Annotated in this window: 26 protein-coding genes, 1 tRNA gene and 1 pseudogene; 22 read left to right on the top strand and 6 right to left on the bottom strand. The window is 71.7% G+C overall.

From position 1 onward, the window contains the following. Positions 1 to 27: 27 nt before the first annotated feature. Positions 28 to 840 carry an SAM-dependent methyltransferase gene (locus A6A08_RS01360; RefSeq protein ID WP_073700642.1) on the bottom strand — a complete coding sequence of 271 codons (813 nt, stop codon included), beginning with the start codon at positions 838 to 840 and terminating at the stop codon, positions 28 to 30. Between the two features lie 38 nt (positions 841 to 878). Beyond that, positions 879 to 1,346 carry an SgcJ/EcaC family oxidoreductase gene (locus tag A6A08_RS01355; RefSeq protein WP_199866808.1) on the bottom strand — a complete coding sequence of 156 codons (468 nt, stop codon included), beginning with the start codon at positions 1,344 to 1,346 and terminating at the stop codon, positions 879 to 881. 224 nt (positions 1,347 to 1,570) lie between these two features. On the opposite strand from A6A08_RS01355, the gene A6A08_RS01350 reads away from it, so the two are divergent. The 7 genes from A6A08_RS01350 (at position 1,571) to A6A08_RS01320 (ending at position 7,768) form a co-directional block, all read left to right on the top strand. Next, a complete protein-coding gene (locus A6A08_RS01350) occupies positions 1,571 to 2,992 on the top strand; it encodes an NAD(P)/FAD-dependent oxidoreductase (protein ID WP_242422050.1) in 1,422 nt (473 codons plus the stop codon). A 93-nt stretch (positions 2,993 to 3,085) separates the two neighbouring features. Further along, a complete protein-coding gene (locus tag A6A08_RS01345) occupies positions 3,086 to 4,975 on the top strand; it encodes a VCBS repeat-containing protein (RefSeq protein ID WP_242422049.1) in 1,890 nt (629 codons plus the stop codon). Next, positions 4,972 to 5,976: an RnfABCDGE type electron transport complex subunit D gene (locus A6A08_RS01340; RefSeq protein WP_073700638.1), complete on the top strand. Its 1,005-nt coding sequence runs from the start codon at positions 4,972 to 4,974 to the stop codon at positions 5,974 to 5,976. The genes A6A08_RS01345 and A6A08_RS01340 overlap by 4 nt, the downstream gene beginning before the upstream one ends. 24 nt (positions 5,977 to 6,000) lie before the next feature. Then, positions 6,001 to 6,600, top strand: a complete 600-nt coding sequence (locus A6A08_RS01335; protein ID WP_199866807.1) for a hypothetical protein — start codon at positions 6,001 to 6,003, stop codon at positions 6,598 to 6,600. Further along, entirely contained in the window at positions 6,597 to 7,040 is a 444-nt protein-coding gene (locus tag A6A08_RS01330; protein WP_083608710.1) for a hypothetical protein, read from the top strand. Before A6A08_RS01335 ends, A6A08_RS01330 begins: the two co-directional genes overlap by 4 nt. An 85-nt stretch (positions 7,041 to 7,125) precedes the next feature. Further along, positions 7,126 to 7,198: transfer RNA gene (locus A6A08_RS01325), tRNA-Thr, on the top strand. A gap of 144 nt (positions 7,199 to 7,342) precedes the next feature. Beyond that, the gene (locus tag A6A08_RS01320) at positions 7,343 to 7,768 is read left to right on the top strand and encodes a hypothetical protein (protein ID WP_338013109.1); all 426 of its coding nucleotides are present in this window, start codon (positions 7,343 to 7,345) and stop codon (positions 7,766 to 7,768) included. 71 nt (positions 7,769 to 7,839) lie between these two features. Here A6A08_RS01320 and A6A08_RS28095 read toward each other — a convergent pair whose 3' ends face one another. Both A6A08_RS28095 and A6A08_RS01315 read right to left on the bottom strand, forming a co-directional pair. Beyond that, complete coding sequence (locus A6A08_RS28095; protein WP_199866806.1) at positions 7,840 to 7,995, bottom strand: hypothetical protein; 156 nt, start codon at positions 7,993 to 7,995, stop codon at positions 7,840 to 7,842. Between the two features lie 129 nt (positions 7,996 to 8,124). After that, positions 8,125 to 8,958 (bottom strand): exonuclease domain-containing protein, encoded by an 834-nt coding sequence (locus A6A08_RS01315; protein ID WP_073700635.1) that lies wholly within the window; start codon positions 8,956 to 8,958, stop codon positions 8,125 to 8,127. Between the two features lie 152 nt (positions 8,959 to 9,110). Between A6A08_RS01315 and A6A08_RS01310 the strand changes: the two genes are divergently transcribed. Beyond that, a complete protein-coding gene (locus A6A08_RS01310; protein WP_073700634.1) occupies positions 9,111 to 9,344 on the top strand; it encodes a hypothetical protein in 234 nt (77 codons plus the stop codon). Positions 9,345 to 9,381: 37 nt separating this feature from the next. Then, positions 9,382 to 9,771: a hypothetical protein gene (locus A6A08_RS01305; protein WP_199866805.1), complete on the top strand. Its 390-nt coding sequence runs from the start codon at positions 9,382 to 9,384 to the stop codon at positions 9,769 to 9,771. Positions 9,772 to 9,793: 22 nt separating this feature from the next. Here the strand turns inward: A6A08_RS01305 and A6A08_RS01300 are convergent, their stop codons facing one another. Continuing rightward, a complete protein-coding gene (locus A6A08_RS01300; RefSeq protein WP_073700633.1) occupies positions 9,794 to 10,363 on the bottom strand; it encodes a hypothetical protein in 570 nt (189 codons plus the stop codon). A 535-nt stretch (positions 10,364 to 10,898) separates the two neighbouring features. On the opposite strand from A6A08_RS01300, the gene A6A08_RS01295 reads away from it, so the two are divergent. Beyond that, positions 10,899 to 11,138: a hypothetical protein gene (locus tag A6A08_RS01295; RefSeq protein ID WP_143181628.1), complete on the top strand. Its 240-nt coding sequence runs from the start codon at positions 10,899 to 10,901 to the stop codon at positions 11,136 to 11,138. A gap of 97 nt (positions 11,139 to 11,235) precedes the next feature. On the opposite strand, the gene A6A08_RS01290 is transcribed toward A6A08_RS01295, so the two are convergent. Then, on the bottom strand, positions 11,236 to 11,766 hold the full coding sequence (locus A6A08_RS01290) for an inorganic diphosphatase (RefSeq protein WP_199866804.1): 531 nt from the start codon (positions 11,764 to 11,766) through the stop codon (positions 11,236 to 11,238). 85 nt (positions 11,767 to 11,851) lie between these two features. Between A6A08_RS01290 and dacB the strand changes: the two genes are divergently transcribed. The 12 genes and pseudogenes from dacB to A6A08_RS01235 all read left to right on the top strand — a co-directional run bounded on the left by dacB (position 11,852) and on the right by A6A08_RS01235 (position 22,753). After that, the gene (dacB, locus tag A6A08_RS01285; RefSeq protein WP_073701043.1) at positions 11,852 to 13,219 is read left to right on the top strand and encodes a D-alanyl-D-alanine carboxypeptidase/D-alanyl-D-alanine-endopeptidase; all 1,368 of its coding nucleotides are present in this window, start codon (positions 11,852 to 11,854) and stop codon (positions 13,217 to 13,219) included. A gap of 136 nt (positions 13,220 to 13,355) precedes the next feature. Then, positions 13,356 to 14,438 (top strand): zinc-dependent metalloprotease, encoded by a 1,083-nt coding sequence (locus A6A08_RS01280; RefSeq protein ID WP_073700631.1) that lies wholly within the window; start codon positions 13,356 to 13,358, stop codon positions 14,436 to 14,438. Next, a complete protein-coding gene (gene tilS / locus A6A08_RS01275) occupies positions 14,435 to 15,433 on the top strand; it encodes a tRNA lysidine(34) synthetase TilS (protein WP_073700630.1) in 999 nt (332 codons plus the stop codon). Before A6A08_RS01280 ends, tilS begins: the two co-directional genes overlap by 4 nt. Positions 15,434 to 15,571: 138 nt before the next feature. After that, positions 15,572 to 16,126 carry a hypoxanthine phosphoribosyltransferase gene (hpt, locus tag A6A08_RS01270; protein WP_199866824.1) on the top strand — a complete coding sequence of 185 codons (555 nt, stop codon included), beginning with the start codon at positions 15,572 to 15,574 and terminating at the stop codon, positions 16,124 to 16,126. Between the two features lie 241 nt (positions 16,127 to 16,367). Beyond that, positions 16,368 to 18,371 carry an ATP-dependent zinc metalloprotease FtsH gene (gene ftsH / locus A6A08_RS01265; protein ID WP_073700628.1) on the top strand — a complete coding sequence of 668 codons (2,004 nt, stop codon included), beginning with the start codon at positions 16,368 to 16,370 and terminating at the stop codon, positions 18,369 to 18,371. Continuing rightward, entirely contained in the window at positions 18,368 to 18,967 is a 600-nt protein-coding gene (gene folE, locus A6A08_RS01260) for a GTP cyclohydrolase I FolE (protein ID WP_073700627.1), read from the top strand. The genes ftsH and folE overlap by 4 nt, the downstream gene beginning before the upstream one ends. A gap of 202 nt (positions 18,968 to 19,169) precedes the next feature. After that, positions 19,170 to 20,075, top strand: a complete 906-nt coding sequence (gene folP / locus A6A08_RS01255; protein WP_242422048.1) for a dihydropteroate synthase — start codon at positions 19,170 to 19,172, stop codon at positions 20,073 to 20,075. Continuing rightward, positions 20,072 to 20,518: a nuclear transport factor 2 family protein gene (locus tag A6A08_RS01250; protein WP_073700626.1), complete on the top strand. Its 447-nt coding sequence runs from the start codon at positions 20,072 to 20,074 to the stop codon at positions 20,516 to 20,518. The genes folP and A6A08_RS01250 overlap by 4 nt, the downstream gene beginning before the upstream one ends. After that, positions 20,511 to 20,870: pseudogene (gene folB, locus A6A08_RS28465) on the top strand (dihydroneopterin aldolase); the annotation flags it as partial. The gene A6A08_RS01250 and the pseudogene folB, both read left to right, overlap by 8 nt. A gap of 149 nt (positions 20,871 to 21,019) precedes the next feature. After that, positions 21,020 to 21,559 (top strand): 2-amino-4-hydroxy-6-hydroxymethyldihydropteridine diphosphokinase, encoded by a 540-nt coding sequence (folK, locus tag A6A08_RS28460; RefSeq protein ID WP_242422046.1) that lies wholly within the window; start codon positions 21,020 to 21,022, stop codon positions 21,557 to 21,559. Then, positions 21,559 to 22,044: a DUF3180 domain-containing protein gene (locus A6A08_RS01240; RefSeq protein WP_073700625.1), complete on the top strand. Its 486-nt coding sequence runs from the start codon at positions 21,559 to 21,561 to the stop codon at positions 22,042 to 22,044. The genes folK and A6A08_RS01240 overlap by 1 nt, the downstream gene beginning before the upstream one ends. Before the next feature lie 262 nt (positions 22,045 to 22,306). After that, entirely contained in the window at positions 22,307 to 22,753 is a 447-nt protein-coding gene (locus A6A08_RS01235) for a PH domain-containing protein (protein WP_073701041.1), read from the top strand. Positions 22,754 to 22,881 lie beyond the last annotated feature (128 nt).

Genomic DNA, 22,881 nt, shown 5'->3' with positions numbered 1-22,881 from the left:
ATCGTCGGAAGGGGTGGTGTCGAGTTTTCAGGCGAGCCGGCCGACGCCGCTCAGGAAGCGTTTCGTGGACTCGCCCCGACCGGAGTCCGGGCGCCACAGTCCGGGGGGCACCAGCCCGGGGGACAGGAGTTCGAACCCGTCGAACAGGGAGCCGATCTCCTCGGGGGTGCGGTAGATCATCGGGGCGGGGGAGTTCTTGTACGTGTCCTGCATCAGGCGCTGCTCCTCCTCGGGAGAGTCGCCCGAGGACAGGTGGGACAGGGCCATGCAGGAGCCGGGCGCGAGCCGTTCACGGAACCGCGCCATGATGTCCCTGGGGTCCTCCTCCGGCTTCACGAAGTGGAAGACCGCGATGAAGAGCAGGCCGACCGGCTGTGAGAGGTCGATGAGGTCCCGTGTGACGGGGCTGTCCAGGATCGCCTCCGGCTCACGCAGGTCCGCAGTGAGGACCCGCGCCCTCTCCCCCGCGCCCTTCAGCAGGCGTTCGCCGTGCTCGGCCACGATCGGGTCGTTGTCCACGTAGAGGACACGCGCCTGCGGATCGACCGAGTGCGCGGCCTGGTGGGTGTTGTCGACGCTGGGCAGCCCGGCCCCGACGTCGATGAACTGCCTGACGCCGTACTCGGCGGCGAGGTGGCGAACGGTCCTGACCAGGAAGTGCCGGTTCTCCCACACCACCGACCGGGTCAACGTGACGCCGAGCCTTTCGATCACCTGGTCGGCGGCGGCCCTGTCCACGGGGAAGTTGTCGGTCCCGTGGAGGAAGTAGTCGTACATACGCGCCGGTGAGGGGCGGTCGGGGGAGAACGTCCCCTTCTGGGGAGGGCTGTCGGTCGTCATGCGGGTCTCCTTCTCTGCTCGTGTCTCGTGTTCGCGGCTCATCCCCTGATGGGGCTGCTCTGGTGGGACATGAGGTGCCATCGGCCGGACCTGCGCACCACCACCCACACGGCCCGGATCTCCCGTTCGGGCGCGACCGAGTCCTCGCCGGCGAGGACGATGCCTCCCTGCGTGACCACGAGCGCCGTGTCGGGATCCAGGAAGCGCATGGCCAGCGGCCACCCCGAGACGTGGGCACCGCGCAGCGCCCCGTCGAACCCGGCCGCCATGAACGCGCGGATCTCCTCGCGGTCGGCCAGCTCCTCGTCCTGGATGAGCAGGCTCCCGTCGGGTGTGAAGACGGAGGCGAAGAAGTCCGCGTCGTTGGCCAGCCAGGCGCCCTGGATCAGCTGGGGGACGGTGAGCACCTCCCTCTCCAGGTCGCTCGGGAAGTCCCGGTGGTACTCGGGGTCCTCCTCCACACCCGCCTCGGCGAGGATCGTCGCCGCCGAGCCCCTCCCGGACACGGAAGGGCCTCCGTTCCGGGCCGTCGTTTCTCGGGACATGGTCGTCCTCCTCGTGGACCTGGCTGCGGAAGAAATATCGGCGCGAGCTCATAGTCACGGCATTTCTGTGCGGGCTGCATCTTCTGGATTGCCCGACCGGAAAATTCCCCCCGAAAGCCGGTACCGCAATTCCGAAGGTGCGTTCCCGGCGGAACAGGTGCGACATTCGACCGGCAGGAGTTTCGATGAACACCCTTTTCCCGAATTCACTCCGCAGGGAGGCGTCCATCATGACCGGAGCCCGGAGGGGGACAGCCGTGGTGCTCGGCGCGAGCATCGCCGGCCTGTTCTCCGCGTACGTCCTCTCACGCGTCCACGAAAGGGTCGTCCTGGTGGACCGGGACGAGGTCCTGGGTACGGAGTCCCCCCGGCGCGGGGTTCCGCAGGGCCACCATGTGCACGGCCTGCTCGCCAACGGCCAGCTCATGGCGGAGGAGCTCATGCCGGGGCTGACCGAGGACATGCTCGCCGCCGGCGTTCCCATGGGCGACCTGGGCGGCCAGCTGCGCTGGTACTTCAACGGCCGCAGGTTGGCCCCCGTGCGCACGGGCCTGGTGGTGGTGGGCGGGGACCGGGCCGTGCTGGAGTCCCACGTGCGTTCGCGCGTCGAGAGGCTCCCGAACACGGAGTTCCTCCAGGGAACGGACGTCGTTTCCCCGGTCCACGACCCCGGGGCCTCCCGGGTCACCGGTGTCCGCGTCCAGGCGCGCGACGGCGGCCCCGAGCGGGTGCTCTCCGCCGACCTGGTGGTGGACGCCACGGGCAGGGGCTCGCGCGCACCGGTGTGGCTGGAGTCGATGGGCTACGGGAGGGTCCCGGAGGAGCGGGTGAAGATCGGGCTCGCCTACACCACCCGCAGGTTCCGGCTCAGGTCCGATCCCTTCGGCGGGGACGTGTCCGTCAACCCGGTCGCCACCCCGGCCCATCCCAGGGGCGCGTTCCTGACCACGCTGGGAGAGGACCGGTGCGGCGTTTCGCTCACGGGAGTGCTGGGGGAGACCCCGCCCGCCGACCTGGAGGGCTTCCTCGACTACACGCGGTCCCTGCCCGTCCCCGACGTCCACGAGGCGATCAGGGACGCCGAGCCGCTGGGGGAGGCGGCCACCTTCCGCTTTCCCGCCAGTGTCCGCCGAAGGTACGAGAGGATGCGCCGCCTTCCGTCGGGCCTGCTCGTGGTGGGCGACGCGGCCTGCACCTTCAACCCCGTCTACGGCCAGGGGATGACGATGGCGGCCCTCCAGGCGAGAGTCCTCAGGGACCACCTCCGCGACGGCGCGCGGATCACGCCCGCCGCCTTCTTCCGCGCCACCGCACGGGCGCTCGACCCGGCATGGTCGATCGCCGTCGGCGGCGACCTCGCCTTCCCCGGCGTCCAGGGGCGCCGAACGCCGATGGTCCGCTTCGTCAACGCCTACCTGGACCGGCTGCGCCACGCCGCGCACGGCGACGCGCGGCTCTCCGAGGCGTTCCTCCGCGTGATCGGCCTGGTGGACCCGCCCCAGAGACTCCTCGCCCCCGCGTCGGCCCTCCGGGTCCTGCGGACGAGGACCGCCTCGGACGAGGACAGGAACGAGCCCAGCCGGTCCGGAACCGCCCCGACCGGATGACCGCAAGGGCGGTACGGGCACGTGCCCCCTCCGCCCCGTACACGTCCAACCCCTTCTGAACCGGGAGAACCTCATATGGGGTCCATATACCGTGTGGCGACGCTGGCGCTGGTCACGGCGATGGTGGGTGCCCTCGGCATCCTCACCGTCCGGCCCTCCGCCAGTGAGTCCGAGGAGGCCGAACGGGCCGCGCCCTTCGCCTTCGAGACGCTCGCCCTCAACTCCGAACCCGACGGCGCCCGCCACGAGAGGGAGGTGGCGCCCGACCTGGAACACTTCGTGGGGTGGATCTCCTCGGTCGGCGCCGGGGGAGCACTCCTCGACCTGCGCGGCCTCGGCAAGTCCGCGGACGCCTGCCTGATCGATCCCAGGGACGACAGCGTCACCCTGCGCAACTCCCCGGGGAGCGGCGAGGCCGACTACCCGGTGGTCGAGCTGCTCCCGGAGGGCCTGCCCTACGACCACACGATGGCGCCGATGGGCTGCGTCCCCGCCGACATGGACGAGGACGGCGACCTGGACGTCATCGTCTACTACTGGGGCCGTTCCCCGGTCCTGTTCACGAACACGGCGGAGCCCGGGGCCGTCCCCGCGGCGGAGAGCTTCACCGCACACGAGCTCGTGGAGCCGATGCAGGTCTGGAACACGACCGCTCTGAACGTCGCCGACCTGGACGGATCCGGCAGCCTCGACGTCCTCGTCGGCAACTACTTCCCCGACGGCGCCCGTGTCCTGGACCCGGAGGCGGACGACGAGACCCGTATGGAGATGCAGCAGAGCATGGGTCTGGCCACCAACGCCGGACACAACCGGCTCCTGCTCACGGAGCCGACGGGAGAGGCGGACACGCCGCCCTCGGTGACCGACGCGAGCACGGCGCTCCCGGAACGGGCCGCGACAGCCTGGACGCTGGCGATCGGCTTCCAGGACCTGTCCGGGAACGGGGTCCCCGACATCTACCTGGGCAACGACTTCGGTAACGACAGCCTCCTGGTCAACCGCTCCACCCCCGGCGAGGTCAGTCTGGAGCTGGTCAAGGGCGACCGCGACATGGTCACGCCCAAGTCCCAGGTCCTGGGCAACGGGTCCTTCAAGGGCATGGGCGTCGCCTTCACCTACGTGGACGGCTCGGAGCTGCCGATGATGGTCGTCAGCAACATCACCAGCCCCTACGCGCTCCACGAGAGCAACTTCGCCTTCGTTCCGGACGGGGAGGGCTCCGACCTCCTGGAGGGAGAGGTGCCCTTCGAGGAGGACAGCGAGCGGCTGGGGCTGGCGCGAAGCGGATGGTCGTGGGACGTCAAGGCGGGCGACTTCGACAACGACGGCACGGAGGAGCTGTTCCAGGCCACGGGCTTCCTCAAGGGCGAGAACACGCGCTGGCCCGAGCTCCAGGAGATCGCCATGGGCAACGACCAGCTGCTCAAGTACCCGGGGGTCTGGCCGAACTTCGCCGAGGGCGACGACCTGTCAGGGCACGAGACCAACCCCTTCTGGGTGCGCGGCGGGGACGGACGCTACGACGACCTCGCCGACGCGGTGGGGATCGCCGAGTACGACGTCACGAGGGCCTTCGCCTTCGGTGACGTCAACGGCGACGGACTCCTGGACGTGCTGGTCGCCAACCAGTGGGAGGACTCGCGCCTGCTGTTGAACACCGCGCCCGACCCCGCACCGGGCACCGTGCTGCGCCTCGTGCGCCCGGGGGCGGCCGGTGACGGGGCGCTCACCCCGGCGGTCGGCGCCTCCGTCAGGACGGAGGGCTCCGGGGCGCTCCCGGCCCAGATCCGCCAGCTCTACCCGGCCAACGGCCACGTGGGCGTGTCGGACGGCCTCGTCCACCTCGCGGCGCAGCGGGGCGGGACGTCGGTCACCGTCTCCTGGAGGGACGGCTCGGGTGCGGAGCACACCGCGCGCCTGCGGATCGACCCCGGAAACCACACCATCCTCCTCGACGACGACGGAACGGCGGTTGTCCGATGACTGTGACCAGACCCGACGAAGAGCGGCACGCCGGCGCCGCGGGAGGATGGACCGGGACACCCGCCCCGGCCGAACCCGCAGCCAAGCCCCCGGTGGACAGGCGCGTGAAGGCGCTGCGCATGTTCGCCACGTCCATCACGGTGTTCACCGTCGTCGGCCACTTCCTCCTGGGCTTCGAGCAGTCGCCCATCACGCCCATCGCCGCGGTGCTGTTCGGCTACGCGCTCGACCTCCTGCTGGAGACCATGGACGCCCGCGCCGCGGGGCGCCGCCCCCAGTACATGGGCGGGGCCGGAGCGGCGATCGACTACCTGCTGCCCACCCACATCGCGGGACTGGCGTGCGCGATGCTCCTGTGGGGCAACACGTCGCTGTGGCCCTACCTGTTCGCGGTCTCCATCGCCGTGAGCAGCAAGTACGTCTTCCGTATCCCGGTCGGGGGGCGCAGGAGGCACTTCCTCAACCCCTCCAACCTCGGGATCGCGGTGACCCTGCTCCTCTTCCCGTGGGTCGGGATCGCGCCGCCCTACCACTTCACCAACAACGCCTTCGGCACCGTGGACTGGCTGATCCCCCTCGGGATCCTCATGGCCGGGACCATGCTCAACGTCAACCTGACCAAGCGCTGGCCCCTGATCCTCGGCTGGGTGGGGGGATTCGTCCTCCAGGCCGTCCTGCGCTGGCTCGTCCTCGACCACATGCTCGTCGCGGCGCTGATGCCCCTGACCGGTGTGGCCTTCATCCTCTTCACCAACTACATGATCACCGACCCGGGGACGACGCCCTCGAAGCCGCGCAACCAGATGGTCTTCGGCCTGACCACGGCCGCGGTGTACGGGCTCCTGGTCAGCCTGCACGTCGTCTTCGGCCTCTTCTTCGCCCTCGTCATCACCTGTGCGCTACGCGGCCTGGTCCTGGTGTGCGCCCCCTGGTTCCCCCGGGGAGGCGGGGCGGCCACGGCTCCCGGGGCGCCCGCCGAGGTCCGGGCCGCCGACCGTTGACGTCCGAACAAGGAAGGGAGACCGATGCCCACGGAGAAGGAGGCCCCTCCGGCGGAGCGCTGGAGCCTCGTCGACTACTACCGCATGTGCATGGAGGTGACGAACACCGGCCGCCACCGGCTGTGCATGCGCCTGTTCCTGGTGATCGTGCTCGCGCACTGGGCCGAGCACATCGTCCAGGCCGTCCAGATCTACGTGATGGACTGGCCGGTACCGGAGGCCCGCGGCCTCCTCGGCATGCCCTTCCCCTGGCTCGTCACCTCGGAGTGGATGCACTACGGCTACGCCCTCATCATGCTGGCCGGTCTGCTCCTCCTGCTTCCGGGCTTCGTCGGCAGGGCGAGGGTCTGGTGGATCGCGTCCCTGTTCATCCAGGTCTGGCACCACTTCGAACACCTGCTGCTCCTCGTCCAGGCCATGAGCGGGGTCAACATCGCCGGGGGTGAGGCGCCGACGAGCCTCATCCAGCTGCTGATCCCGCGGGTGGAACTGCACCTGCTCTACAACTCGCTCGTCTTCGTGCCGATGGTCGTCGCCATGTACCTGCACGCGCGGCCCAACGAGCGGGAGCGCGAGGCGATGAACTGTCCCTGCGCCGACGAACCGGAACAGGTGCGGAGTTGAGCGCCGGTCGGCGGGGCCAGGGCGGGGCGTTCACCGTGGTGCTGGTCCTGCTGGCCGCCCTCGTGGTCTACATGGGGGCCTCCAACATCGACCGGAGCCTGCGCGCGGCCCGTGCCGAGGGGGAACCGGGGACGTTCACCGCCTCCCGGCTGGACTGCGTCCAGCACCCGGGGCACGAGTCGTGCACCTGCTACGGCTCCTACGCCCCCGACGCGGGGGGCGCCGAGCGCGCCGACGTCTACCTCTACGGGCGCGACAGGGAGACCTGCCCCATCGGGGAGCCGACCGAGGCGATCGACATCGGGGCGGCCAGCCGGGTGTACGGGCCCGAGGGGTCCAACGAGTGGGTCATGACGGCCGGCGTGGTCCTCGTGGGCCTGGCGATCGGCGGCTGGGCGCTGCGGCCGTGGTGGCCCCGCAGGAGGAGGGAGACGGATTGAAGCCGGGTGCGGCGGACGTGTATCCGGCACTCCGCGAAGGCGCTAGACTGGTGACCGCTTCGCCGCGTGTGGCACGCGGCGCGGTGCCGCCTTAGCTCAGTCGGCAGAGCGATTCACTCGTAATGAATAGGTCGTCGGTTCGATTCCGACAGGCGGCTCCGACACCAGGCCCGCCCGGCTCGCCCGGGCGGGCCCGCTGTGTTTCGAGGGCCTCACGCCCCTCCGGCGGCGTCTTGCCGATGCCCCTCCCAGCGCGTCGGTCGCCGGATGTGTACCGCCGGGAACGTGGGTAGGCGCACGATATGAGCTTGATGTTCATGTTGTTCGCGTTATCAGGGGCTCTTCTGGTGCTGGGAGGCGGCTCCTACGTGCTGCGCTGGGTCCTCACCCGCGCGGACGGTCCGGCCACGGCGACGGAGTCCCCGGTGCCCGAGCCGCCGGTGGAACCGGTTCCGCAGGTGGGCGGATACGTTCCCGCGCTCCGCGAGCCGGGCGGGCTGCCGCCGTCCCTGTGCGCTCGGGTCAGGGAGCTGGTCGCCCTGGGCCGGGGCGAGGAGGCGGTGCGGACGGTGCGTGGGCGGATCGACGTCGATGAGGCCCGTGCCCGCGGGATCGTCGCCGGCATCGGCGAGGACGACGGGGTCCTGGAGCCCTGGGAGCCGCGGACACGGGCCCCCGGGGACGACCGTCCGGGACCGGCCCCCCGGGACCGGCCGTCCGGTGCCTGACCGCACCGGGGTGTGCCGGCGTCCCGGCCGCACCGGGCGCCGGAACGGGGCCGCCGGTGCCGCCGGGGTGCTCAGAGGCGCTGCCGGTTCTGGACCCATCCCCACACGGCGGTGGCCACGAACAGGACGGCGCCGATGACGGTGAGCCAGAGCAGGCCCTTGATGACCATGCCGAGGATGGCCAGGATCAGCCATATCGCCAAAAGCACCAGGATGAAGTAGACCATGTCGACCTCCGAAGACGTGCGTTCGGTCAGGAGCCCTACCCGCATGTGAGGCTCGCACGCGGCGGAGGCGCCCGAGAAGGCGGCCGCTTCGGCCGCGGCGGCACGGAGGCCCTCCCGGACCGCCGCGGATCAGGGCCAGGTGCCGTCCACCACGGTCCCGTGGTCGGGTCTGTTGCGGTCCAGCCACTCCTGGCGGTTGCGGGCGAAGGCGAGGGACCAGTCGATCTGCCGCTGGTGCAGTTCGGGGAGGCCGACCGAGGCCAGCTCCGGATGCCGGGCGCCGACCTCCTCGGCCAGGGCCAGCGCGGCGGAGGCGTCGGCGGAGGCGGTGTGGGCGTCGGTCAGCTCCACCCCGTAGTACTCGCACATGGCGCCCAGGTTGCGCTTGCCCCTGCGGTAGGGCTCCACACCCCGGTCGATCACCAGGGGGTCCACCACGGGCGCCGGGGGGCCGCCCAGGCGCTCCGCCAGCGACGGCAGCCCGTGCCGAGCCAGCTCGCCGGAGAGCACGCGGAGGTCGTAGGGGGCGTTGAATACGACCAGCCCCTGGCCGGCGGCGAGGTGGTCGGCCAGCGCCTGGCCGATCTCCTCCAGGCACTCCGCGGCCGGGCGCCCCTCGGCGCGTGCCCGCTCCGTGCTGATCCCGTGGACGGCGACGGCGTCCGCCGGGATCTCCCGGGGGCCGGGGTCCACCAGCCAGGTGCGGGCCTTGCCCTCGCGGTCCACCAGCGCGGCCGACACCAGGAAGGCGGTGTCGGGGTCGCGGGAGGAGGTCTCGGAGTCGAAGCCCAGGAGGGGGGAGGTGTGCCATCCCGGGTGGTCGCCCCGGGCGGGAGGGGTCGGGCGCGGCTCGTGCTCGGCGCAGTAGGTGCGCCAGCGGCCGCCCTCCCTGACGACGACACCCTCGCCGACGCCGACCGCGGCCTGGCAGTCGGTGCATGTCCCGGGGTAGCGGTTGCGCATGGGTTCCTCTCGGGCCGGATGGTCGGCACTGCCGCGAACAGCGACGATTCGGGAACATCGTAGAACGGGCCGGTGACAGTCCGGAGGCGAACGCGTGCGGAGACACATGTGGCCCGTGTGTGCAAGTGCCGACTTCTGGGGATGGGAAGGACATGAGTCTGGAAGAGGCATCACGTCAACTGGAAGCCGCCATCCACGACGCCCGGGTCTCCTTCGACTGCATCCTGCTGGACGAGGTCGACCGGGCGCACACGAACGCCATCACGGCGCGTGCCGCCGTGGACGCCGCGGAGTACGCCCTCCGGGTGGAACTGGAAAGACGGCAGTCGGCCGAGGAGGGGACGTCCGGGGGAGGCGCGTCCGAGGCCTCGGGGACGGTGGACTGATCCACGGTCGTATCGAACACGTTTTCGAAGAAGGGGTATGCTGGGAGGCATGCCCGATCAGTCGCTGACTCCGGACTGGCCCGCGAGCGTCCACCCTCCCGGGTCGGACTCCTTCGAGGAGACGGCCCTGGTGTGGCTGTTCGACCACGTGCCCGCCGACTACCGGCTGCACGGTGTTCTGCGGCGCCACCCCGTGGCCCTCTCCCGACTGGCCCGCCAGTACGTCTCCTCGGCACTGGAGGCCGCCCGGGAGGGATACCGCACGGCGCGGATCGACCTGCGCGACCACCTGCCCACGCACGCCCTGGACCAGGTGATGAACGCCTACCTCGCCGAGGGGCAGCGCATGGCGGGGGTCCTCAGATCGGTCGAGGCGGTCGACTCCGCCCTGCGCGCGGCCGCCGCGGAACGGGGCTCGGATGAGTGACCTCCCGCACCCGGGCGGACGCTCAGGCGGTCACGCGGACCACCATGGCCACCTCGTCGCCGGTGTTCACCAGGAAGTGGCCGCCCTGTCCGGGACCCCCGGCCGCGCCCATCACCCGGACCCGGTCCGCGGCGAGCTCGGACGCCGAGCGCATCTGACCGTCGGGAGCCGAGGTGATCAGGTGGGCGCGGCCGCTGACCAGGTACAGCACCTCCATTCCGTGCGGCCGGGCGGAACGCGGCGCGGGGCCGGACACGAAGCTGTTGGGTTCGAGCGCCACGGCGGCCACGCGGAGCCTGCCGCCCGCGTGGCGGCGGGCGGCGCGCGGGGCGGGCTGCCAGTGCCCCCGCCGGGCCGGCCACAGGGTGTTCACGCCCAGGGCCGCGGCGGCGCCGCGGGCGGCGGCCGCCAGGCGCCCGACGGTCGGCAGGCGGCGCTCGCCCAGGTGGGCGTAGCCGGAGCGTCGTCCGGCGTCCACCACGTCGCCGATGCCCTCCAGGGAGACTCCCGGGGTCCGTACGGAGGGCCGGGTGGCGGTTCCGGGCGCGGGCAGGGGCAGGACGGCGGTGCTGGAGAGAGTGCGCTGGGGCATCGTGAGAGGATCCTTCACGTGTGCGCGCCCCGGAAGCGGGAGCGCGCGGATGTCGTCTGGCGGGCCCCGGTGCGCCGGGGCGGCAGGGGCGGCGCCACACGCGCGTGTGGAGACGGAGATCACCCTGCGGGATGTGCCTCGCGGCCGGACCACACGGTGGAGCGGACGGCGCGGAAGGGCACTCGGTGAGCGGTGGCGTGGAACGCCGGAGGGCTCAGCGACGACAACACGGACACGCCGCACGGGCCAGGCGGCTGGAGGCCCCGGGGGCCGTACGAGCCATGGCGTCGGTGCGGGTGTGCGGATACATGGGTGTAAGGAGATCAGCAAAGTCCGGGAGGAGTCAAGCGGTGGTCCGGCGAGCCTGTGTGTCGGTTCCCCCGACCCGGTACTTTCCGGGTGTGCCGCGGGCGGTGTCCCGCGGTGGTGACATGTGGAACCCGAGTACGGCGTGCGGAGGCGCGGGAAAGGGCGTCCTCCCCCTAGCCGTAGTGACAGGAGCGGCCGTTATGGCATCCGTCCCCAGAAGGCGCAGTTGAACCCCGAGACACCGGGGCTGTGGGCGCGCGTGCTGGTACGCGCGCTCGTCACCACGGCTGCCGGGGTGATGGCGCTCGGCTTCCTCGGCCCCGGGGCGGCCGTCCTGGTCACGACGCTGGCCGTGCTCACCTTCGTGCTGCTGTGGCTGCGCACCCGCGCCCTGGGGTCGGCGGCTCCGGAGCCGTACCCGGACACCCCCCGGGGCCCGGAGCGCCGTCCTCCCGACGGGGGCTGAGGCCTTCCGCGGGCCGGAGTCCCGCCCCCGGACACACCACGGCCCGGCGGGGATCCCCGCCGGGCCGCCGTCACCACGGAACCGAGCGTGCCGGTGCCTACTCGCTCTCCTTGAGGTCGGAGATGTGCGAGGGGTCGCCGTGCGCCCCGGCCTCCTCGGCGCGCTTGACCGAGGACACGATCTCCTGCTCGGCCTCGTGGCGGCCGACCCAGGTGGCGCCCTCCACGGACTTGCCGGGCTCCAGGTCCTTGTACACCGTGAAGAAGTGCTCGATCTCCAGACGCTCGAACTCGTTCACGTGGTGAATGTCACGCAGGTGCTCCTGGCGCGGGTCCGTCGCCGGAACGCAGAGCAGCTTGTCGTCGCCCCCCGCCTCGTCGCGCATGCGGAACATGCCGATGGCACGGGCCCGGATGAGGCAGCCCGGGAAGGTCGGGGCCTTGAGCAGGACGAGGGCGTCCAGGGGGTCACCGTCCTCGCCGAGGGTCCCCTCGACGAACCCGTAGTCGGCGGGGTAGGTCGTGGAGGTGAACAGCATGCGGTCGAGACGGATCCGGCCGGTCTCGTGGTCCACCTCGTACTTGTTGCGCTCCCCCTTGGGGATCTCGATCGTAACGTCGAATTCCATGCTGATCTCGGCTCCCAATGCGACTAATGTCGCCGTATATCTACAACGTCAGGCCGCGACACCGAAGGAAGGGCAGGTGCCCCGGGTGCGACGGGTACGAGGCGAGGCGCTCCTAGCGCTGGCCCTGCTCAACATATTCGTGCTGGTCACCGGGTTCGTCGCCCTCGACGTGATCGAGGCCCGACCGCTTCCCGCGGTGCCACACCCGGTCACGGACGCCGAGGGCGTGGCGGCGGCGGAACCCGCGGCCTCGACTCCGGCGGACCCGGAACGGATCGCGGACGTCCTCGATGATCCCATGTCGGCCTCGGGGATCGAGGAGGGCCTCTCCGGTTTCGTCGTCGACGGCGCCACCGGTGAACCCCTCTTCGAACAGAACCCGGACACACTCGTGACCCCGGCGTCGACCACGAAGATCGTCACGGCCGTCGCCGTACTGGACGCCCTCGGCCCCGACCACGTGCTGCGCACCGGGGCCCACCTCGATCCCGGCCGGGGCCGGGTGGTCCTGCGCGGCGGAGGCGACGCGACACTGACCGCGACCGCCGACTCCGCAGCTTACCCGCAGGTAGCCACTCTGGAGGAGCTGGCCGGACGCACCGCCGACGCCCTGGTGGCGGAGGGGATCGACACCGTCTCCCTGGGTTACGACGACTCGCTGTTCACCGGGCCCACCACGCCTCCGGGCTGGAAGCCCAACTACATCCCCGAGGGGAACGCCGCCCCCGTCACCGCACTGATGACCGACTCCGGCCGGGTCTCCCCCGAGGCCAGGGGCTACGGCTCGCGTTCGACCGAGCCGTCGGTGCACGCGGCCCGCGCGTTCGCGGAGCAGCTGGAGAAGGCCGGGATCGCGGTCGAGGGGGAGCCCGTCCCCGCCACCGCCGCGGGAGACCCGATCGCCTCGGTGGCGTCGGCCCCGATGTCCGTGCTGGTCGAGAACATGATGCTGTCCAGCGACAACATCATGGCCGAGGCCATGGCCCGCGCCGCCGCGGTCGAGACCGGCCACGAGTCCACCTTCGCGGGCGCGACCGGGGCCACCCACCAGGTCATGGAGGACCTGGGCGTCGAGGGGGTGCGGCTGTCCGACAACAGCGGGCTGAGCACGAAGAACGAGATCACGCCGCGTGCCCTGGTCGAGGTGCTGCGACTGGCCGCGAGCAGCGAGCACCCCGAACTCAACGCCGCCCTCACCGGCCTGCCCACGGCCAACTCCACGGGGACCCTGGCCAAGGGGGGCCGCTACTCCCCGTACTCCTCCGCGCACGAGGGGGCCGGGCTGGTACGCGGCAAGACCGGCACCCTGAACGGTGTGAGCACACTGGCAGGGAGCGTCCACGACCAGGAGGGCAACACGTACTTCTTCGCCTTCATGGCCAACCACCCGCTGGCCGACGGCCTCCGCCTGGACCCCCTCGCCGCCGCGCTCAGCCAGTGCGGCTGCTCCTGAGCGCGGGTCCCTGAGCCGGATACGGCCCGGCGGGCGCGGATCCGGGCACTCTCGGGGGCATCCCGGGCGGGACCCGGAATTACGTCCCTGATCCCCGTGCCCTCCCGTCCTGCGCGGGTAGGGTGGCGGTGTGACTGTGATCGACTGGGACGTAGCCGTCAACACCGGCGTTCGCCTCGTGCGCCCTGGGCCGCAGGTGGACCTGTCCGACGCGCGGCAGGCCGTGGTGCAGTTGCGCGAGCTCTCCACCGTGGCGGCCGGGCATGTGCGCGAATTCACCGGAATGAACCCCCTCGAACCAGTGGGCCCGGCGGTCGTCGTGGACCGCCCCGGCTGGATTCGGGCCAACGTCGACGGGTTTCGAGTGGTCATCGAACCCGTACTCGAACAGATGGGCGCCGACCGGGCGGGCAACAGCCCGTCCGCGAACCTGACGAGCGCGGTCGGCTCCCGGATCACCGGGATGCAGCTCGGAGCGGTGCTGTCCTACCTGGCGGGGAAGGTCCTCGGCCAGTACGAGCTCTTCCTGCCGCCGGACCCCGACGGCAGCCTGCCGACCGGCCGTCTGACCCTGGTGGCGCCCAACATCGTCAACACCGAGCGCGAGATGGACGTCGACTCCCGGGACTTCCGCCTGTGGGTGTGCCTGCACGAGGAGACCCACCGCATGCAGTTCACGGCCACGCCGTGGCTGCGCGGCTACGTCCAGGAGCTCATGCAGGAGCTGCTGCTGTCGTCGGAGCTGGACGCCGCCGACCTCGTCAGCAGGCTGCGCTCCGCGGGCGAGGCCGTCGCCGACGCCGTCCGCGGCAACGGCGAGGGCAACCTCATCACCGCCATCCAGAGCCCGGAGCAGCGGGAGATCATGGATCGGGTCACCGCGGTCATGAGCCTGGCCGAGGGCCACGGCGACTTCGTCATGGACGCGGTCGGACCCGAGGTGGTGCCCACGGTCGCCACCATCCGCGCCCGCTTCCAGAAGCGCCGCGAGTCGGTCAACCCGATCGACCGGATCATGCGCCAACTGCTCGGCATGGACATGAAGATGCGCCAGTACGAGGAGGGGGCCGCCTTCGTCCGCGCGGTGGTGGCCGATGTCGGCATGACCGAGTTCAACAGGGTCTGGACCTCGTGCGAGACCCTGCCCACCCTGGCGGAGATCCGCGACCCCGGCGCCTGGATCAACCGGGTCGTGCGCCCGGCCGCCATCACCGAGTGAGCGGTCCGCACCCCGCCGTGGCGGCCGTGCGGTCGGCGGTGCGCAGGGCACTGTCCGCCCTGCCCGCCGACACCACGGCGCTGGTGGCGTGCAGCGGCGGCGCCGACTCCCTGGCCCTGGCCGGGGCGGTGGCCTTCGAGGCGCCGCGCGCGGGTCGGCGCGCGGGGGCGGTCACCGTCGACCACGGGCTCCAGGAGGGCTCGGGCGAGCGTGCCGAGTCGGTGGCCAAGGTCCTGCACGGGCTCGGCCTCCACCCGGTCCTGGTCCGCGCCGTGGAGGTCACCGGACGGGGCGGCCCCGAGGCGGCCGCCCGACGGGTCCGGTACGAGGCGCTGGACGACGCGGTCGCCGACCACGCCCCGGCGGCGGTCCTGCTCGGCCACACCCTCGACGACCAGGCCGAGACGGTCCTGCTGGGCCTGGCCCGCGGCTCCGGTGCCCGCTCCCTGGCGGGGATGGCCCCGCGCGCCGGCCACTACCTGCGCCCCCTGCTCGACCTGGACCGCGCCACCGTGCGCGAGGCCTGCGACCGGATGGGGCTGGACGCCTGGGAGGACCCGCACAACCTCGACCCCCGCTTCGCCCGCTCCCGGGTGCGCCACCAGGCGCTGCCCGCCCTGGAGCGGGCACTGGGCCCGGGGATCGCCGCCGCCCTCGCCCGCACGGCCGGAATGCTGCGCGCCGACGCCGACACCCTGGACCTGCTCGCCGGCGAGCTGCACACCGAGGCGGCCGCGGAAGCGCCCGGAGAGGTGCCCGGCGGCACGGCCGGACCGGAGTTGGCGGTGGCGCCGCTGGAGGCGGCCCCCGCCTCCCTGCGCACCCGGGTGCTGCGCCGCGCCGCGCTGGCCGCGGGCTGCCCGGCGAGCGCCCTGACCGCCCGGCACGTGCACGAGCTGGACCGCCTGGTCACCGAGTGGCGTGGCCAGGCCCACATCGACCTGCCCGGCGGTGTGCGCGGCCGCCGTGTCGCGGGCCGGATCCGGTTCGGGTGACGGTTCCGCGCGCCCGGCGTGTCCCGCCCGCGGACACGCCGCTTCCGGACGACGCGGCTACGGTCCGGCGTCGCCGTCACGTTCGGCACGTTTATCCTGGTTGCCGCAAACGGGGAACCCAGCAGCGAGGACATGAGCGTGGACGCTAAGGACATGGGTCAGGACCTGGAGAAGGTCCTGGTCACCGAGGAAGAGATCAGGACGCGCCTGGAGGAGATGGGCGCCCGGATCGACGCGGACTACGCGGGCAAGGACCTGCTCATCGTCGGAGTGCTCAAGGGCGCCGTCATGGTCATGGCCGACCTCGCACGAGTGCTGCACACCCCCGTCTCCATGGACTGGATGGCCGTCTCCTCCTACGGGGCCGGCACCACGTCCTCCGGAGTGGTCCGCATTCTCAAGGACCTGGAGACCGACATCAAGGACCGCGACGTCCTGATCGTCGAGGACGTCATCGACTCCGGTCTGACCCTGTCCTGGCTGATCGGCAACCTGAAGTCGCGCGGTCCCCGCTCGGTGGAGGTCTGCACCATGGTCCGCAAGCCGCTGGCCTTCGAGGTCGACCTCGACGTCAAGTACATCGGCTTCGACCTGCCCAACGAGTTCATCATCGGCTACGGCCTCGACTACGCCGAGAAGTACCGCAACCTGCCGTTCATCGGCACACTCGCACCGCACGTCTACGAGAAGTAGCCCCGACCGCCGGGGGCGGGCGCGGGCCGCGGGCGGGAACAACGCGACGGTACGAGATCGTTGCTCCCATGACGGCCCCCGTCCGTTCCCGCGCGGTACGCCCGCCCGGCGGGGCGAGGTGTACCGTCGAATATCCCGGCGACAGCGCGGGATGCCACGTGTCCGTTAGGTCCTGCTTCGGAAAGTCCTCTGGGGCGGGCGGCCTGGTCAGGAGGGACGGACCCGACAGGGTTTCGCTCACATGAATCTGAAGCGCTTTTTCCGCGGCCCGTGGATATGGATCCTGGCCGTCGGCCTCATGCTCATCATCGGTTTCCGCGTGTTCGACGTCGGGGGCGGCCCCCAGCCCGAGGAAGCCGATATCTCGCAGGTCCACCAGCTCATCGAGCAGGACAAGGTGGACAACGCCGAGATCATCGACCGCGACCAGCGCATCGTGCTGACCACGGTCGACGATGAGGTCTACGAGGCGTACTGGGTCGAGGGCCAGGGCCTGCAGCTGGCGGACATGCTCCAGTCCTCCCTGGACAGCGAGAACACCAGCCTCGAGTCCTACGAGGTCTCGGTCGCCACCACACCGGTCTGGACCACGGCCCTGTTCAGCCTGCTGCCGCTGATCATCATCATCGTCATCTTCTGGTTCATCTTCAGCCAGATGCAGGGCGGCGGCTCGCGCGTGATGAACTTCGGCAAGTCCAAGGCCAAGCTCATCACCAAGGACACGCCCAAGAACACCTTCTCCGACGTCGCCGGAGCCGACGAGGCCATCGAGGAGCTCCACGAGATCAAGGAGTTCCTGGAGAACCCGGCCAAGTTCCAGGCGATGGGCGCCAAGATCCCCAAGGGCGTGCTCCTGATGGGTCCGCCCGGCACGGGTAAGACCCTGCTGGCCCGCGCCGTCGCCGGCGAGGCCGGGGTGCCGTTCTACTCCATCTCCGGCTCGGACTTCGTCGAGATGTTCGTCGGTGTCGGCGCCTCCCGTGTGCGCGACCTGTTCGAGCAGGCCAAGGCCAACGCGCCCGCGATCATCTTCATCGACGAGATCGACGCCGTGGGCCGCCACCGCGGCGCCGGCATGGGCGGCGGGCACGACGAGCGCGAGCAGACCCTCAACCAGATGCTGGTCGAGATGGACGGCTTCGACGTCAAGGGCGGCGTCATCCTCATCGCCGCCACCAACCGGCCCGACATCCTCGACCCGGCGCTGCTGCGCCCCGGCCGCTTCGACCGGCAGGTCGTCGTGGACCGCCCCGACATGGACGGCCGCCGCGACATCCTCAAGGTCCACGCCAAGGGCAAGCCCATGGCCGACGACGTCGACTTCAACGTCATCGCCCGCCAGACCGCCGGGATGACCGGCGCCGACCTCGCCAACGTCATCAACGAGGGCGCGCTCCTGTCCGCACGCGCCGACAGGAAGGTCATCACCCAGGGCATCCTGGAGGAGGCCATCGAGCGGGTCATGGCCGGCCCCGAGCGCAAGACCCGTGTGATGTCGGACCAGGAGAAGAAGGTCATCGCCTACCACGAGGGCGGCCACGCCCTGGTGGGCCACGCGCTGCCCAACGCCGACCCGGTGCACAAGATCACCATCCTGCCGCGCGGCCGCGCCCTCGGCTACACGATGTCGGTGCCGACCGAGGACAAGTTCCTCACGTCCCGCTCGCAGATGATGGACCAGCTCGCCATGATGCTCGGCGGCCGCGCGGCCGAGGAGCTCGTCTTCCACGAGCCCACCACCGGCGCGGGCAACGACATCGACAAGGCCACCACGCTGGCCCGCAACATGGTCACCGAGTACGGCATGAGCGAGCGCCTGGGCGCCCGCAAGTTCGGCTCCTCCAACACCGAGCCGTTCCTGGGCCGGGAGATGTCGCACGCCCGCGAGTACTCCGAGGAGATCGCCTCCATCATCGACGAGGAGGTGCGCCGCCTCATCGAGTCCGCGCACGACGAGGCCTACGACATCCTCGTCGAGTACCGGGACGTCCTGGACGACCTGGTCGTGGCCCTGTTGGAGAAGGAGACCCTGAGCAAGAGCCAGGTGCTGGAGATCTTCGAGCCCGTGCGCAAGCGCCCGAACCGCGGTTCCTACACCGGCTACGGCAAGCGCCAGCCCTCCGAGCGGCCGCCGGTGCGTTCGAAGAAGGAACTGGCCAGGCTCAACGGCGCCGAGTTCCAGTCCTCCGCCACCAGCGGGCAGCTGCCCGGATCCTCCGCCGGCACCGAGGGAGACCAAACGTGAGCAGCGACACCGAACTGCCGCCCAGATCCGTGGACCGGCCGCGCATCGAGCGGGCCGTCCGCGAGATCCTGACCGCCATCGGCGAGGACCCCGACCGCGACGGCCTGGCCAAGACCCCCGAGCGGGTCGCCAGAGCCTACGAGGAGCAGTTCGCGGGACTGGGCCAAAAGCCCGGTGACGTGCTCACCACGGTGTTCGAGGCGGACCACGAGGAGATGGTCCTGGTCAAGGACATCGAGCTCTACTCCACGTGCGAGCACCACCTGGTGCCGTTCTACGGGGTGGCGCACGTGGGCTACATCCCCGGCGCCGACGGGCGCATCACCGGCCTGAGCAAGCTCGCCCGCCTGGTGGACGTGTACGCGCGCCGCCCGCAGGTGCAGGAGCGGCTCACCGGGCAGGTGTCCGACGCGATCATGGACCACCTCCAGCCGCGCGGTGTGATCGTCGTGATCGAGGCCGAGCACCTGTGCATGACCATGCGCGGGGTGCGCAAGCCCGGGGCCAAGACCGTCACCTCCGCGGTGCGGGGGATCTTCCGCAGCAGCGACCGGACCCGTTCCGAGGCGATGAGCCTGATCCTCGACCGCCGGTAGGGGTGCCGGGGCCGGGCTCCCGGCAGGATCCGGGCAGCACGCCGCCGGCGGGGTGGGAACCCCCCTATATCCATGAGATCCCACGGCGGGGCCCGTCCGCCAGGGGTCTCCACAGCCTGTGGACGGATGGCGCCGCCAACACTGCGCCGAGGGGCGGGGGACAGCTCCCCCCGCCCCTCGGCGTACGCGTAGGGTGATCCTTATGGGGCCGAAACACACACTTCCGGGCCTGCCCGACCTCGGGCGGTGCCTGGTCATGGGGGTCGTCAACGTCACCCCCGACTCCTTCTCCGACGGCGGCGCCTGGTTCGATCCCGCCAGGGCGGTCGAGCACGGGACGCGCCTGGTCGAGGAGGGCGCCGACATCGTCGACGTGGGCGGTGAGTCCACCCGTCCCGGCGCGCAGCGCGTCTCCGCGGAGGAGGAGCTGCGCAGGGTCGAACCGGTCGTGCGCGAACTCGCCGAGCGCGGTGTCGCCGTCAGCGTGGACACCATGCGCGCCGAGGTGGCGGAGAGGGCGGTGGCGGCCGGGGCCGTCCTCGTCAACGACGTCAGCGGCGGGCTGGCCGACCCCGCCATGGCAAGGCTCGTGGCTTCTTCCGGCGTTGCCTACGTGTTGATGCACTGGCGTGGGCATAGTCATGACATGCAGAGCCGTGCCGTGTACACGGATGTCGTCCAGGAGGTCCTCGATGAGCTCCGCGACCGTATGGAGGCCATGATCAGTGCAGGTGTCGACCCCGGCCAGATCGTTCTGGACCCCGGGCTGGGATTCTCCAAGCGCCCCGAGCAGGCCCACAACTGGGCACTCCTCCACAGCCTCGAACGCTTCCACGAACTCGGCCGCCCGGTGCTGGTGGCCGGTTCGCGCAAACGCTTCCTGAGCCGTCTGCTCGGCGACCCCGAGGGCGGGGACCGCCCGTTCACCGAGTGCGACGCGGCCACCGCGGCCGTCACCACCCTGGCCGCCGACCGCGGTGCGTGGGCCGTGAGGGTCCACGACGTGCGTCCCAACGCCGACGCCGTGCGTGTGGCCGCGGCGTGGGCCGACGGGGGAGCGGGCCTGGACGAGGGGCGTGCCGAGCCGGCGGACCGGGGCGGCCTGTGAAGTCGCGCCAGGAGGTCATGGAGCGCGTGGCGGAGGCCAACGCGCAGTTCTACAGCGCCATCGAGAACGGCGACATCGACCTGATGCGCAGCGTGTGGGCGGAGGAGCACGAGGCACCCGACCTGGTGTGCGTGAACCCCGGCTGGCCGCTGCTGCGCGGGCGCACCGAGATCATGCGCGCCTGGTCGCTGATCATGGCCAACGTCACCTACATCCAGTACGTGCTCACCGAGACCCACATCGGGGTCGGCGGCGACATCGCCATGGTGACGTGCGAGGAGAACGTGCTGACCGCGGAGGAGGACAGCCCCGGATTCGTCGCCGGCGGACAGGTGGTGACCACCAACCTGTTCGTGGACACCGACCAGGGGTGGCGGCTGTGGTCGCACCACGCCTCGCCGGTGCTGATGGAGGAGGACGAGGGAGAGGCCGAGGATGCGTGACCGCGTCGCGCTCCGCGGACTGCGGGCCCGCGGCCACCACGGCGTGTTCGACTTCGAGCGCCGGGAGGGCCAGGACTTCGTGGTCGACGCGGTACTCCACCTGGACACCGCCCCGGCCGCGGCCTCCGACGACGTGGGCGACACCGTGCACTACGGTCTGCTCGCCGACCGGCTGGCCGCGATCGTGGCGGGGGAACCGGTCAACCTGATCGAGACCCTCGCCGACCGGCTGGCCGCGGAGTGCCTGGCCGAACCGCTGGTCGAACGGGTGGAGGTGACGGTGCACAAGCCGTCGGCGCCCATCGAGCACGAGTTCGCGGACGTGGCGGTCACCGTCACCCGGGACCGCCGGGACCGGTCGGACCCCGGGGAGAGCGGAGCGCGGAGCCGGCGGGAGCCCGGCGACCTCGGCGATCCCAGGGATCCCGGGGGCCCGGAGGACCCCGTGGGGCGGGAGGGGCCGACCGGACCCGGGGGCCGGAGCGAACGGCGGGTGCGGACGTGACCCGTGCCGTGCTCTCCCTGGGGTCCAACCTCGGGGACCGGATGGCGGCCCTCCAGGGCGCGGTGGACACGCTGCTGGGCGGCGCGGACGCGCCGGTCCCGGTGGCGGTGTCCGCCGTCTACGAGACCGCGCCCGTGGGCGGCCCCGAACAGGGCGCCTTCCTCAACGCGGTCATCGTCGTGGACACCGACGGCGGTCCCCGGGCCCTGCTGGAGAGGGCCCGGGCCGCCGAACGGGCCTTCGACCGGGTCCGCGAGGTCCGGTGGGGGCCGCGCACGCTGGACGTGGACGTCATCGCGTTCGGGGACGTGCGCGACGACGACCCGGAGCTGACCCTGCCGCACCCGCGTGCGCACCTGCGGGCGTTCGTGCTCCGGCCGTGGCTGGACGCCGATCCCGGCGCGGAACTGCCCGGCCGCGGTCCGGTCGCCGACCTGCTGGCGGCGGTGACGGCGGAGGACGAGGGGGGCGAGCAGCGGCTGCACCGGCGTGCGGACCTGCGGCTGCGCCTGCCGGGCGAAGGGAACGGGCGCTGATGCCGGAGGACGACGAGCGGAGGATGCACCCCACCGGGTGGCGGGTCCCCGCGCTGCTGGCGGTGGTCGGCGGCCTCCTGGGAGTACTGCTCACCAACTCCCTGTCGGGGCTGCCGCCGCTGCCGTGGTCGGCGATCCCCACCCTGCTGCTGCTCGCGCTGGCGGAGGCCTACACGGCCGGGCGGACCCGTCGGCGTATCCGGCGGGAGCCGGGCACCGAGCCGATGCAGCCGCTCAGCGCCGCCCGGCTGGTCGCCCTGGCCAAGGCCAGCGCGCTGTTCGCCTCGCTGGCGCTGGGCTTCTTCGCGGGGATGGCGCTGTCGGTGTCGGACACACTGGTGCTGCCCACCCACTGGAGGGTGTTCCTCATCGCGCTGGGCACGGCGCTGTCCGCGGGCCTGCTGCTCGCCGCCGCCCTCTACCTGGAGTACGCCTGCCGGATTCCCGACGACGAGGAGGGCGACGACCCGCCCGGCGCGTCCTAGCCCAGGCGCGTGGCCGAGGGGGCGCCGGATAGGAGCGGGAAAGCGATCCTTCGTCCGACTTCGGCTCCGCGCCGAGCCGCTCCGCCGGACGCTTGCCCCCGGATGGTTGACTGGCTCCGTGGAGACCAGTGACCCGACACCGCCGCCGAGCCCCGCTCCGCAGGACGGGCGGGAGCAGCCGGACGGGCGGACCAGGCCGGACGAGCCGTCGCGGCCGTTCGACGCCGCGTTCGCGCCGCCCGCGAACACCTCCTGGAGCCGTGTGTCGCCCGCCCTGGCCTGGTACCGCCGGATCGTGGTGGGCGCCCTGTGCCTGACCGCCGGCGGGGTGGGAGCTCCCCTGCTGTTCGTGTGGACCTCCTGGCCCCTGGCCGCCGCCTGGGCGGGACTCGCCCTGCTGCTCTTCGTCGCGGGCTGGGTCCTGGCCGGGCTCTTCCGCCGGTCGTGGGGGTACGCGGAGGGCCCGGAGGAGCTCTACCTCGCCTACGGGGTGTTCGTCCGGCAGCTGGTGGTCATCCCCTACGGCCGGATGCAGGTCGTGGACGTCACCGCCGACCTCCTCGAACAGGCCCTGGGGATCGCCACCGTGCGGGTGCGCACCGCCGCCAGCACCGCCGACACCCGGGTGGTGGGACTTCCGCTGGCCGAGGCCGTCCAGATGCGCGACCGGCTCGCGGCGCGCAGCGAGAGCTTCTCGACGGGGTTGTAAGTGCACGGACCAGCTCACCCGCCACAGGAACCCCACGGACAACCGTGGTCCGGCCAGCCGCACCAGCCCGGTCACCCGCACCAGTCCGGACGACCCGAGCCGCACCGGCCCGTTCCGCCACCGGGCGG

This window comes from Nocardiopsis sp. TSRI0078 (assembly GCF_001905145.1).
In the GTDB taxonomy this organism is placed as follows: domain Bacteria; phylum Actinomycetota; class Actinomycetes; order Streptosporangiales; family Streptosporangiaceae; genus Nocardiopsis.
The sequence above is the reverse complement of the archived record's forward strand: the minus strand, read 5'-3'. Positions and strand labels throughout refer to the sequence as shown.

Bases quoted from the DNA above. Each gene is read 5' to 3' on its own strand.
- A6A08_RS01315 (WP_073700635.1), bottom strand. From the start codon at position 8,958: ATGCGCAACCGCTACCCCGGGACATGCACCGACTGCCAGGCCGCGGTC.
- A6A08_RS01300 (WP_073700633.1), bottom strand. From the start codon at position 10,363: ATGCCCCAGCGCACTCTCTCCAGCACCGCCGTCCTGCCCCTGCCCGCG.
- A6A08_RS01340 (WP_073700638.1), top strand. From the start codon at position 4,972: ATGACTGTGACCAGACCCGACGAAGAGCGGCACGCCGGCGCCGCGGGA.
- ftsH (WP_073700628.1), top strand. From the start codon at position 16,368: ATGAATCTGAAGCGCTTTTTCCGCGGCCCGTGGATATGGATCCTGGCC.
- A6A08_RS01350 (WP_242422050.1), top strand. From the start codon at position 1,571: ATGAACACCCTTTTCCCGAATTCACTCCGCAGGGAGGCGTCCATCATG.
- A6A08_RS01240 (WP_073700625.1), top strand. From the start codon at position 21,559: ATGCCGGAGGACGACGAGCGGAGGATGCACCCCACCGGGTGGCGGGTC.
- A6A08_RS01310 (WP_073700634.1), top strand. From the start codon at position 9,111: ATGAGTCTGGAAGAGGCATCACGTCAACTGGAAGCCGCCATCCACGAC.
- A6A08_RS01335 (WP_199866807.1), top strand. From the start codon at position 6,001: ATGCCCACGGAGAAGGAGGCCCCTCCGGCGGAGCGCTGGAGCCTCGTC.
- A6A08_RS01290 (WP_199866804.1), bottom strand. From the start codon at position 11,766: ATGGAATTCGACGTTACGATCGAGATCCCCAAGGGGGAGCGCAACAAG.
- A6A08_RS01305 (WP_199866805.1), top strand. From the start codon at position 9,382: ATGCTGGGAGGCATGCCCGATCAGTCGCTGACTCCGGACTGGCCCGCG.
- A6A08_RS01360 (WP_073700642.1), bottom strand. From the start codon at position 840: ATGACGACCGACAGCCCTCCCCAGAAGGGGACGTTCTCCCCCGACCGC.
- A6A08_RS01320 (WP_338013109.1), top strand. From the start codon at position 7,343: ATGAGCTTGATGTTCATGTTGTTCGCGTTATCAGGGGCTCTTCTGGTG.
- folP (WP_242422048.1), top strand. From the start codon at position 19,170: ATGGGGCCGAAACACACACTTCCGGGCCTGCCCGACCTCGGGCGGTGC.
- A6A08_RS28095 (WP_199866806.1), bottom strand. From the start codon at position 7,995: ATGGTCTACTTCATCCTGGTGCTTTTGGCGATATGGCTGATCCTGGCC.